We start from the raw sequence: 1,773 nt of genomic DNA on the forward strand, positions 1-1,773 counted from the left end.
TAAATCTCTTTCATAGTCTCCATTGTGTAAATTAGCATGGATAAAACCTTGAGAGTGTGTTTGTCCATCTTTGGCATAAGCTAAATCCTGACCTATGAGAATGATGTTTTTATGTCCTAAATTTTCAGCCAGTTCATAAGCCATGTGAGATACACTCATACCTCCGTTAATATATCCATAATTATCTAGTTCCAAGTATCTAGCAAAAGGCTGGCCTTTTATAATTAAAATGTATTTTCTTTGATTTTTTTCAAGATAAGAAATGGTTTTTTTATGCACCAAAGAAGCTACTAGAAAAATGATGTCTTTATCAAATTCCCCAAAATCATTATTAAAACATTCAGCTACTATTTCATCGCGTTCCAACATGCAAACATAATCAGGTTTTATACCATGTTTAGCTAAAATAGGATAAGAAGAATCAGCACAAAAAATTGTAGCTTTATTAGCATACTTTTTTAATAAAGGCAATTGTTTAGTAAGAGATGGTCCTGTAGAAACAATGATAGCTGTATCACTTATACCCTTTCTTTTAGAAAGTAATTCTTTATAACTAGGATGAGTAATCATTTGAGGAAGATTATAAACAAATTGTTCTATGCCTTGAAGAGCATCTTTTGGATCATTACCATGCATAAGATTGTGATTTTTGATGATTTGCATATTGAGTTTATTAAGTTTTAAAATATCTTCTTTATAGTGTTCATAAAAATCATTAGCAATGTGTAGGTTATAAGAACGATAAAACAAATCCCCTATCAAACGAAAAACTTTATCCATTTTAGGAAGATTAATATCATCATGATGTAAAATAATGAGTCGCCCTAAGCTTAAATCTTTGCTAAAATCTATGAAATTTAAGGCCAAAAAGATAAGCTCTAATTCTTTTTCAAAGATGATTATTCTTTTAAGTGCTTGATTTTGAAGTAGAATTTTATATAAAATTCCATTTCCAAAACCATAAAAAAAAAGCACAGGATAGCGTGTAAAATCTTTAAAATATTCTAAATTTTTTTCAAGCTCTTTGATGGGATCTTGATACATTTTTTTTAAATTTCTTTTTTTTATGATATTGATATCAAGATTATCTTTTCCTTGAGTGAAAGTAAATTCTCTAAGCTCTTTTAGATCCTCAAGTTTTTTGCGTAAGTTGTTATACTCAAAACCGCTTAAAGCTTTTAAATTTTTGTTAAAATTATTTTCTTCTCTCACCTTCTCACCCTTTCCATCCATTTATCTAATTTTCTTTCTTTAAGTTTTTCTTCTAAAGGAAGTATATTTTTAATCAAAGCATTTTCTTGTGCTTTAATATGCCCATAAACTAATTCCATAAATTCTAAATGTTCTTTTATCCAAAGAATGCTTTTATTAAAAGCATCTTCTTTGGTTTTAGGATTTAAAACATAAATTCTAGCAAGATTAAGTTCAAATTGAGTTAGTAAGGGACCTAAAATTTGTATCAAATCTTTTTGAGTATTGTAAAGTTCATCTATTTGAGTTTTGGTTTTATCTATATCTTGAATAATTTCTTGAATAAAAATTTCATTTTTTTGAGAATTTTGTAAACTCATAAAAGAGTTTTTTATTTTATCATAAACTTTAATAAAATTATCGTTAAAATCTCTACAATGTTTAATACTTTGATAAACTTTATAATAAGCCTTAAGTAAAAACTCATTTTGTTTATTTAAACTTAAAGGTTCTAATTTTTCAAAAGGTTTATTTAAATCTTTATCAAGTAAATTCTCACAAGCCCATAGAAAAGGTTTTTCT

The 1,773-nt window shown here is 26.6% G+C and carries 1 protein-coding gene and 1 pseudogene; both read right to left on the bottom strand.

Annotated features, from left to right (window positions below; all coding sequences use genetic code 11):
- Window positions 1-1,212: motility associated factor glycosyltransferase family protein (locus tag AJ882_RS08365; RefSeq protein WP_148127824.1), on the bottom strand; the 1,212-nt coding region annotated here is incomplete at its 3' end.
- Window positions 1,209-1,773, bottom strand: a pseudogene (locus AJ882_RS08370) (motility associated factor glycosyltransferase family protein); the annotation flags it as partial. The pseudogene AJ882_RS08370 and the gene AJ882_RS08365, both read right to left, overlap by 4 nt.

The organism is Campylobacter sp. BCW_6461, assembly GCF_001762735.1.
Classification (GTDB): Bacteria; Campylobacterota; Campylobacteria; order Campylobacterales; family Campylobacteraceae; genus Campylobacter_D; species Campylobacter_D jejuni.